Origin of the sequence: Streptomyces sp. KR55, from assembly GCF_052245645.1 — a bacterium.
Classification (GTDB): Bacteria; Actinomycetota; Actinomycetes; order Streptomycetales; family Streptomycetaceae; genus Streptomyces; species Streptomyces flavusporus.
This window is the reverse complement of sequence record NZ_JBQQCE010000442.1, coordinates 1-8,198: the sequence shown is the minus strand read 5'-3', so window position 1 is coordinate 8,198 and position 8,198 is coordinate 1. Positions and strand designations below refer to the sequence as shown.

Sequence of the window (8,198 nt, the reverse complement as noted above, 5' to 3'; positions counted from 1 at the left end):
ACCGGCGAGTCGTCGGCGACGGTGGCCTCCCACGGCCGGGGGTCGTGCGAGAACGTCTCGGTGTCGTGCAGCAGCTCCAGCGCGGCCCGCCGGTCCGTGACGACGTACGCCGGCACACCCGGCGCGAGTTCCGCCCAGCCGATCGGGCCCTGGGCGCGCAGGTCGGCGTAGTAGCGGTACGGATCCAGTGCGAAGCCGTCCTCCCACAGCCGCACGGGCACCGAACGGGAGAAGGTCTGCTGGGCAGGGGGATGGGTGGTCACCGGCGCTCCGGAGGGTGGCGGTCGATCAGATGCTGGACCAGGGCGAGCAGCGCGTCGACGGAGGAGTCCTTCTCCCGGGCGTCGCACGTCACCATCGGCGTGTCCGCCTCCAGGTCCAGGGCGGCGCGCAGCTGTTCCTCGGTGTGGTGGCGGGGCGCGTCGGGGAAGGCGTTGAAGGCGACCGCGTACGGCAGGCCGCTCTCCTCCACCAGACCGAGCACGTCGAACGAGGCGTCGACACGGCGGCTGTCCACCAGGACGAGCGCGCCGAGCGCTCCGTGGGCGATGTCGTCCCACAGCGACCGGAACCGCTCCTGCCCGGGCGTGCCGAACAGATACAGCACGATCCCGCCGGGCAGGCTGATCCGGCCGAAGTCGATGGCGACCGTGGTCGTCGACTTCTCCCGCACCCCGGCGAGATCGTCCACCTGCGCGGACGCCTCGGTGAGCTGCTCCTCGGTGTGCAGCGGGCGGATCTCGGAGACGGAGTCGATGAGGGTCGTCTTGCCCACCCCGAACGGTCCCGCGACCAGGATCTTCACCAGGTCACGGGCGCTGTCGGGCAGGTGGATGCGGCTAGTGGTGCTTGAGGGCGCGGAGGCCATCGGCCACTCTCTTCAGCAGGTCGGGGTCGAACCGTTCGGCGGGCGGGATCGGCGCGCGGGCGAGCACCAGGTTCCGGTCGACGAGGCCGCCGGCCAGCACCCGCACCGCGGAGACCGGCAGCCGGAGCAGCGCCGCGGCCTCCACCACGGTCAGCGATCCGTCGTCCAGCTCCTCCAGCAGGGCCAGTTGGGCGGCCGGCAGATCGCCGGGCGCCGGCTCGCCGGTGCCGGTGAGCACCGACAGCCGCTCCAGCTGCGGACGGCTCGGCCGCGCCACGCCGCCGGTCGACAGATACGCGGGAACCAGGGGGCGGCCGCCGGGGCGGCCGGTCATGCCGACGCGCCGCCGTCGGCTCCCCGGGGCGCGGCGGCCATCGCCTTCTCGCCGAGCCGCGCCACCTGCGAGTGCACCCGGTGCGCCAGCAGGTCCAGACGCACCTCGGCGTCCCCGTACGCGGCGACGACCGTGCCGTGGTCCGTCGGCACGATCAGCACATAGCCGTGGTCGGACTCGATGACCACCTGGCGCACCTCGGCCCGCTCCCGGTCGGCGAACGCCGCCGCGGCCGTCCGGCAGGCGCCCTGCACGGTGCTGGTGATGGCCGCCACCCGCTCGGCCGACGGCCGGGTCAGCGCGTCGGTGTACCCGGTGACGAGCCCGTCCCGGGTGAGCAGAACGGCGGCCACGACATGCGGTACCTGCAGGATCGGTTCGAGCACCCATGCCGTGTCGCCCGCATCGCGGCTGGTCATCGAGCCGCTCCCCCTTCGTAGTCGGTCATGTGTCGGTCGTTTCTGTGTCGTCGGCGGCTGCCTCGGCCCACCCCCGTGGCCGGGCCTCCCCACCGGTGGTCCCGGTCCCGGAGCGGGCCGCCGCGGTACCGGACTGCAGGGCGCCGAGGGCGGCCGCGGCCTCCTCGGGCCGGCGCGCCGGTCTCCGGGGCGCCGGCGTGTCGGGGGCAGTGGCACGGCTACGGCGACGCCGCTGCGGGAGCCCTCCTGCGTCCCGTGGACCGTCGTGCTCGGACACGACACCGTCGGCGTCGTCGTCCTGCTCGATGCCGTACGCGTGGGCCGGGACGGACGTGACGGCCTCGTCGGTCCCGCCATCCGGCTCCCGGCGGGTCGACCGCGGGGCGCTGGCCGCCGGCGGACGTTCCTCGGGGTCGATACGGCTGAGCAGATGGCTGTCGACCAGCAGCACCGCGCGCACGCCCCCGTACGGGGAGGGCGAGGAGAGGTCCACGCTCAGGTCGAACTGCCGGGTGAGCTGGCCGATCGCGGCCAGACCCATCCGGGGCGGATCACCGAGGTCGGTCAGCAGGATCGGCTCGGAACCGGCCACCAGCCGCTGGGCGCGGGCCCGTTCGTCCTGGGTCATGCCGAGGCCGGCGTCGTCGATCGTGACGCAGATGCCATGGTGGACGTGCTCCAGGTTGACCGTCACGTCGGTGTCCGGCGCGGAGTGCCGCAGCGCGTTGTCGAGGAGCTCCGCGACGATGATCGCGACCGGCTCGACGGCGTGCGACACCAGGGCCGTGCCCGCCGCGAGATGGTTGTGCATCCGCACCCGGTGATAGCCCGCGAGCCGGGCCTGACCGCCGGTCACCGCGTCGACCAGGTGGGACTCCTCACGGGCGAGCCCCACCCAGGCCCCGCACACCACCGCGGCGATCTGCGCCCGGCGCAGCGACTGTTCGTTCTCGTGGTCCAGTTCGAACAGGGTCTGGGCCAACTCAGGGTCGTCGTACTGCTGTTGCAGCCCCCGCAGGGCGTCCTGCAGCCGGTACAGGGCCGCCTGGATCTCCCGGGTCGCGCCGCGCATCCCGGCCTGGGCCGCCGCGTCGATCCGGGTGCGCTGGCCGGTCAACTCGAGGCGCAGAGCGGTGAGCACGTCGTCCAGGGCGCCGCCGAGTGGTGTGTCGGCGAAGTGCGGATGCCGCGGGCCCGGCACCGCGACATGCGGATGGGCCAGCTGCCGCGCGGCCGCAGGAACGCGCTGCGCCGCGAGATACCCGACCTCCGCGATGAACGCCTGGAGGGTGCCGTCGAGTTGGCGGCGCAGCGCGGCGATCTCGGCCTGCTGCAGGGCCTGTTGCCGACGGGACCGGAGCAGCCCGCCGCCGAGGGCCAGCGCGGACAGTGTGCCGGCGGCCAGACCGCCGACGACCAGGTCCGGTAATTCGATCATCGAATGGGTTCCAGGAGAAGTCGGGCAGGACAGGATCGGAAGCCCCTGTCATGAGGGCACGCGCAGCACACTACAACCGGCAGCGACCGTTCTTGCACGATGCGATCAGACCTGGGGTCAAAACTGCCCGCTCTCCGACCACTTCTGTGGCAACTGTCGGAATTGCCATACGTGGCAGGAGAGTTGAGGCCGCCGAGCCTGGCCGTCCGGGTGCCGGGCGACCGGGGTTACTCCGAACGGGGGGTGCGCTCACCCGGTCCGGTGAGTGCCGGCGTGTTCGCGTACCACCGGTGCGGCCTCGGGCGTTGCCCTCGGCATGGACCGACCTTCCCGGGCGCCGCGGCGCCGGCCGGCAAGCGATCCCGTACCCGGCCCCTATGCCCAACTGACCGGCGGGGGCTGGTGCCGCCCGCTGATCTACACCCAACTCGTCGCGGAGTGGTGGGCCGAGGGGCGGTGCGTGCCCACCCATCCGGAAGTCCAGTGGGTCTCCTTCGCCGCCCTGCCGGCGAGGACCTGCAGGGCGGAGCGGCGCTCCTGACGGGCTACTGGCCGCACAGGGGCTCCAGCACGGAGAGTGTGCCGTTCGCCTGACGCAGGGCGAGCTCCAGGGTGGCGGGCGCGTGCAGTGCCCCGGTCCCGTCGGGCGGGATCAGCCACTCCAGGAACCGGGCCGACCGGTACGGCGGAGGAACCGCCACCCAGGAGCCCTTGCCCGCGTGCCGCAGACCGGCGCCGATCCACCGGCTGTCCGGGTCCGGCGGGAGGAAGAACCCCACCCGGTGTGCGGCGGTGTCCACCAGTGTCGGACCCGGAATCGGCAGCGAGGGCCGCCACAGCAGATCGAGGGTGAACAGGCCCAGCTGATCGGGGACGGTCAGTACGTCCCAGAAACGCCCGGCCGCCAGGAGGGCGACACCGTCGCCGCGGTCCCACTCCCGCTTGCACTCCTTGGGGTCCGGCGCGGCGGCGGCGAGCCACTCCACTCCGCGCGTCCAGATCAGATCGCTCATGTTCCGCTCCGGAGGATCTCCGTCGGCTGCATGCCGACCAGGCATATGCATGCTCGTAGATATTTCTATCCGGCGGAAGGGGTGGCGCGGCTGGCGTTTGGGGCGGTTCCGTTCGACGGTCGGGCGTGCGCTCGACACGCCCCGGGCCGATCCGCTCCGGCCGTGTGTACGGCGGACAGCGGGGTACCCGTGGCGCGCTGACGTACTCGCCTCGCAGAGCGAAGGAGGAGGCCCGCATGACCAGCGGCACGGAGACCGGCGGCGTGACCGGCACGCCGGACAAGGACTACAACCTGATCTGGTACGTGGAGGCATGCCTGAGCAACGCGCTGCGCCTGGAGACCTACATCCAGGACGCCGAGCGCGACAAGGACACCGAGGTCGTGGACCTGTTCCGCAAGGCCCAGGCGGACAGCCGCAAGGGCGCCGAACTGGGCAAGACACTCCTGCGCAGCAGGCTCGACGGCGGCTGACACCGGTCCGCCGCAAGACTGGGGCCCGGACACCGGCAGGCCGACGCCGGTGGCCGGGCCCGGTGCCGCCGTACGGCCGTCAGCCGGTCACCTCACGGCAGCGGCTGTTCGGCCCAGATGACCTTGCCGCCGGGCAGGTAGCGCGTGCCCCAGCGCTCGGCGAGCTGCGCGACGAGGAACAGACCCCGCCCGCCCTCGTCGGTCATCGCCGCGTACCGCAGATGGGGCGCGGTGCTGCTGCTGTCGAACACCTCGCAGATCAGGCTCCGGTCGCGCAGCACCCGTACGCGGATGGGTGCACCGCCGTACCGGATCGCGTTGGTGACCAGCTCGCTCAGGATCAGCTCCGTGGTGAACGTCAGGTCCTCGAGCCCCCACTCCGTCAGCCGCCGGATGACGGAGGCGCGCACCTCCGCGACAGCCGCCGGATCGGACGGCACGTCCCAGGCGGCGACCCGGTCGGGCCCGAGCGCCCGCGTGCGCGCGACGATCAGGGCGACGTCGTCGCTCGGCCGGGCCGGCAGCCGGGAGTCCAGCACGGCCCGGCAGGTGTCCTCGGGCGACGTGCCCGCCTGCTCCAGGGCGGTGCGCAGCAGATCCAGGCCGGTGTCGATGTCCCGCTCCCGGTCCTCGACCAGTCCGTCGGTGTAGAGGACCAGCCGGCTGTCCTCGGCCACCTCCACGTCGATCGGTTCGAACGGCAGGCCGCCGAGCCCGAGCGGGGGACCGGCGGGCACGTCGAGGAACTCCACACTGCCGTCCGGCCGGACCAGCGCCGGCGGCGGATGACCGGCGCGGGCGATCGAACAGCGCTGCACGACCGGGTCGTAGATCGCGTACAGACAGGTGGCGCCCGTGACCGGGGCGCTGCCGCCGTCTGCCGCATCGCTCTCGTCGACCTCGTCCAGGTCGATTCGGGCGACCAGTTCGTCGAGCAGGCCGAGCAGTTCGTCGGGCGCGAGGTCGAGGGCGGAGAAGTTGTGCACCGCCGTGCGCAGGCGCCCCATGGTGGCGGCGGCGTGCAGCCCGTGGCCCACCACGTCGCCCACGACGAGGGCGACCCGGGCGCCGGACAGGGGCAGTACGTCGAACCAGTCGCCGCCGACGCCCGACTGCGCGGGCCGATACCGGTAGGCGATGTCCAGGGCGCTCTGCTCGGGCAGGCTGCGCGGCAGCAGGCTGCGCTGCAGTGTCACCGCCATGCTGTGCTCGCGCGTGTAGCGGCGGGCATTGTCGATGGAGACCGCGGCGCGGGCGACGAGTTCCTCCGCGAGGGCCCGGTCCTCCGCGTCGAACGGCTCCGGATTCTCCATGCGCCAGAACGTGACCACGCCCAGGATCAGGGAGCCCGCCCGCAGCGGTGCCGTGATCAGCGAGTGGATGCCGTACTGAAGGGTCTGCGCGGTGCGCTCGAGGTCCTGCGCCTGCCAGCCCTGTGCCTCCCGCAGCCGTGGCTCGATGATCGCCCGGCCGGCGAGCACACTGCGGGCCTGCGGCGAGGACGGGACGAACCGGATCCGCCGGCCCACCGGATACAGCGGCGGGTCCGTCCGTATGCCGGCGAAGGCGGTGCGGCGCAGCTCCGTCCCGGGCTCGGGCTGCTCACCGCTCAGCACGGCGTCGAACAGGTCGACGGTGGCGAAGTCCGCGAACCGGGGCACCGCCAGCTCCGCCAGTTCCTCGGTGGTACGGGTGACATCCAGGCTCGTCCCGATGCCCGCACCGGCGGCGTACAGCATGTCGAGGCGTTCCCGCGCCACCTCGGCCCGGCCGGACAGGGCCCGCAGCTCCGTCGAGTCACGCAGGGTCGCGACGCTGCCGGGCGGGCCGCCCCGCAGATCGGTGGGCCGCTGGTTGACCGCCAGCAGTCGGTCCTTGACCAGGTGGACCTCGTCCGTGGCGACCCGTCCCGACGCCAGCAGTTCGGCGGTCCCCGGTTCCAGGCCGAGGTCGCGGACATGGCGGCCCTCGGCGTCGTCGGGCAGGCCGAGCAGTCGGCGCGCCTCGTCGTTGGCGAGCAGCAGGCCGCCGTCGCCGCCGACGATGAGCACACCCTCCCGCACCGCGTGCAGCACCGCGTCGTGGTGCTCGTACATGCGGGTCATCTCGCGCGGTCCCAGCCCGCGGGTCTGCCGCAGCAGCCGTCGGCTCACCAGTGCCGTGCCCGCGGTGGCGACGACCAGCGCCCCGGCCGCCGAGAACAGCACCATCGGCAGCTGCCGGTTGGCCGCACCTCCCACGTGCTCGGTGGTGATGCCGGACGACACCAGGCCCACCACCCTCCCGTCGCCGTCCTTGACGGGCACCACGGCCTGCACCAGTCGGCCGATGGTGCCGTCGATCTCCTCGGTCAGATTGTGCCCGGCCAGCGCCGGTGCGATGTTCCCGACGAAGCGCTTGCCGATGCGGTCCGGCAGCGGATGGGTGTAGCGGATCCCGTCGGTGTTCATGACGACGATGAAGTCGACGTGCGTCGCCTCGCGGGCCGCCTCCGCCCGCGGCTGCAGGACGGCTGTCGGGTCCGGGCTCCTCAGCGCCTCCAAAGTCCCCGGGGCGTTGGCGAACGTCTCGGCGACGGCGAGCGACCGGTTGCGGGCCTCCTGGGTGCTGTCGTGGCGGCCCTGCAGCACCAGCGCCACCACCGCCACGACCACCAGCAGCAGGACGATGACGACCTGGAGGACGAAGACCTGCCCGGCGACACTGCGCCCGGTCAGCACCGACCGCACTCCCGCCGCCGGGCCCCGTCCCGGCCGTCCGTTCCCCCGCTGCTTCCGGTCCGGTGAGCCGTCCGGCCCCGACCGCGTCCGCCACTCGCGCAGGAACAGCTTCCGGGCAGGCGTGCACTGGTCGCGCACTGCTCGGAGAGGCCTGGTGGACTGAGCCCGGGATGGACCCAATTGTCGGACCATGTGCCCTGTCTACACTGCCGAGCCCCGGGAGGCGAGAGACGTCACGCACTGTGGCGGAGCGTACGCATGTCGGCCGGACATCAGTGTGAGGGCCCGGTGCGGCGGGCCGCCAGCAGCAGCGCGATGTCGTCGTGCCGGTCGACGGCATGCCGGGCCGTGACGGTGAGCCGCTCCACGACGGCCGCCAGCGAGCGGCCGCCCGGCCGCCCGGCCGTGGCGCCCGCCTTGGTCAGGGCCACCCGCAGCGCGGTGATCCCCTCGTCGATGTCGCCGCCGGGCCGCTCGACGAGACCGTCCGTGTACAGCGCCAGCACGGCGCCGGGATCCATCGGCAGCTCCGTCACCGGATACTGGGCGAGCGGGTCCACCCCGAGCACGACCCCGCCGGGGAGGTCCAGGACGTGGGTGCGGCCGTCCGCGTGCCGCAACAGGGGCGGCGGATGGCCGGCGCGGGCGACCCGGGCCAGGCCGGTGACGGGGTCGAGGCGGACGTAACAGCAGGTCGCGAACTGGCTCGGCTCGAGGTCGATGAGCAGGTGATTGGTGCTGCTCATGACCTCGTCGGGCGGCCGGTCGTCGAGCGCGAACGCTCGCACCGCGCTGCGCAGCTGGCCCATGGTGGCGGCCGCCTGCACGCCGTGTCCCTGGACGTCGCCGATCACCAGGGCGATGCCGTCCCCGGCCTCGACGACGTCGTACCAGTCCCCGCCCACGTCCATGCCCTGGGTGCCGGGCAGATAG

Annotated in this window: 9 protein-coding genes and 1 pseudogene; 2 read left to right on the top strand and 8 right to left on the bottom strand. The window is 73.1% G+C overall.

The features are described from left to right. The 5 genes and pseudogenes from ACTWQJ_RS41075 to ACTWQJ_RS41055 form a co-directional block, all read right to left on the bottom strand. Nucleotides 1–263, bottom strand: a pseudogene (locus ACTWQJ_RS41075) (cytochrome P450); the annotation flags it as partial. After that, nucleotides 260–868: a GTP-binding protein gene (locus ACTWQJ_RS41070; RefSeq protein WP_443311523.1), complete on the bottom strand. Its 609-nt coding sequence runs from the start codon at nucleotides 866–868 to the stop codon at nucleotides 260–262. The pseudogene ACTWQJ_RS41075 and the gene ACTWQJ_RS41070, both read right to left, overlap by 4 nt. After that, nucleotides 840–1,202 carry a DUF742 domain-containing protein gene (locus ACTWQJ_RS41065; protein WP_443311522.1) on the bottom strand — a complete coding sequence of 121 codons (363 nt, stop codon included), beginning with the start codon at nucleotides 1,200–1,202 and terminating at the stop codon, nucleotides 840–842. Before ACTWQJ_RS41065 ends, ACTWQJ_RS41070 begins: the two co-directional genes overlap by 29 nt. Next, on the bottom strand, nucleotides 1,199–1,621 hold the full coding sequence (locus ACTWQJ_RS41060) for a roadblock/LC7 domain-containing protein (RefSeq protein WP_129797836.1): 423 nt from the start codon (nucleotides 1,619–1,621) through the stop codon (nucleotides 1,199–1,201). Before ACTWQJ_RS41060 ends, ACTWQJ_RS41065 begins: the two co-directional genes overlap by 4 nt. Before the next feature lie 25 nt (nucleotides 1,622–1,646). Next, nucleotides 1,647–3,059, bottom strand: a complete 1,413-nt coding sequence (locus ACTWQJ_RS41055) for an ATP-binding protein (protein WP_443311521.1) — start codon at nucleotides 3,057–3,059, stop codon at nucleotides 1,647–1,649. Nucleotides 3,060–3,375: 316 nt separating this feature from the next. Here ACTWQJ_RS41055 and ACTWQJ_RS41050 point away from each other — a divergent pair, with 316 nt between their 5' ends. Further along, nucleotides 3,376–3,600 carry a hypothetical protein gene (locus ACTWQJ_RS41050; RefSeq protein WP_443311520.1) on the top strand — a complete coding sequence of 75 codons (225 nt, stop codon included), beginning with the start codon at nucleotides 3,376–3,378 and terminating at the stop codon, nucleotides 3,598–3,600. Nucleotides 3,601–3,604: 4 nt separating this feature from the next. Here the strand turns inward: ACTWQJ_RS41050 and ACTWQJ_RS41045 are convergent, their stop codons facing one another. Next, nucleotides 3,605–4,072, bottom strand: coding sequence for a hypothetical protein (locus ACTWQJ_RS41045; RefSeq protein ID WP_443311519.1), 468 nt, complete (start codon nucleotides 4,070–4,072; stop codon nucleotides 3,605–3,607). Between the two features lie 236 nt (nucleotides 4,073–4,308). Here ACTWQJ_RS41045 and ACTWQJ_RS41040 point away from each other — a divergent pair, with 236 nt between their 5' ends. Then, on the top strand, nucleotides 4,309–4,545 hold the full coding sequence (locus ACTWQJ_RS41040; protein WP_409474296.1) for a hypothetical protein: 237 nt from the start codon (nucleotides 4,309–4,311) through the stop codon (nucleotides 4,543–4,545). A gap of 92 nt (nucleotides 4,546–4,637) precedes the next feature. Here ACTWQJ_RS41040 and ACTWQJ_RS41035 read toward each other — a convergent pair whose 3' ends face one another. Together ACTWQJ_RS41035 and ACTWQJ_RS41030 are read right to left on the bottom strand one after the other, a co-directional pair. Continuing rightward, nucleotides 4,638–7,457: a SpoIIE family protein phosphatase gene (locus tag ACTWQJ_RS41035; protein WP_443311518.1), complete on the bottom strand. Its 2,820-nt coding sequence runs from the start codon at nucleotides 7,455–7,457 to the stop codon at nucleotides 4,638–4,640. Between the two features lie 80 nt (nucleotides 7,458–7,537). Beyond that, nucleotides 7,538–8,198 (bottom strand): PP2C family protein-serine/threonine phosphatase (locus ACTWQJ_RS41030; RefSeq protein WP_443311517.1); only part of this gene is annotated, 661 nt, incomplete at its 5' end.